Annotated in this window: 1 protein-coding gene; it reads left to right on the top strand. The window is 67.9% G+C overall.

The annotated features are described in order from the left end of the window. Positions 1–661, top strand: a 661-nt coding sequence (gene tnpC, locus FA740_RS19550; protein WP_136858443.1) for an IS66 family transposase, incomplete at both ends; no start/stop codon positions are given.

The raw sequence follows: 661 nt of genomic DNA, 5'->3' as shown, positions 1-661 counted from the left end.
TGTCCGTGTGGCTGCGGTGAGATGCACCGCATCGGCGAAGACCGGACCGAGCGGCTGGACATCGTGCCCGCGCAACTGCGGGTCATCGTGATTGTGCGCCCCAAATATGCGTGCCGTCGTTGCGCCGAGGGCGTGACCCAGGCCCCGGCACCCGCACACCTGATCGAGGGCGGCCTGCCCACTGAGGGCGCCCTCGCGCATGTCCTCGTCAGCAAGTATGCCGATCACCTGCCATTGTATCGCCAGAGCCAGATCCTCGCCCGCGCGGGCATCGAGCTTCACCGCAGCACGCTGGCCGATTGGGTCGGCACCGCCGCCTTCCACCTCGGTCCGGTGGTCGATCGACTGGCCGAGCACCTGAAGACGTCGACCAAGCTGTTCATGGACGAGACGACGGCACCCGTGCTGGACCCCGGCCGAGGACGCACGAAGACGGGCTACCTCTGGGCTCTGGCACGCGATGACCGCTCATGGGGCGGGGGCGATCCCCCCGGCGTGGTCTTCACCTATGCGCCTGACCGTGCGGGCGAGAACGCAGAGCGCATCCTGCAGGGCTTTGACGGCATTCTGCAGCTGGATGGCTACACTGGCTACAACCGCCTGACGCGTCCGTCCCGGACAGGCGGCGCGCCGATCACCGTTGCCCATTGCTGGGCGCATG

This window comes from Paracoccus hibiscisoli (genome assembly GCF_005048265.1).
In the GTDB taxonomy this organism is placed as follows: Bacteria; Pseudomonadota; Alphaproteobacteria; order Rhodobacterales; family Rhodobacteraceae; genus Paracoccus; species Paracoccus hibiscisoli.
Note: the sequence above shows the minus strand (reverse complement) of the source record. Positions and strands in the feature narration are given on the sequence as shown.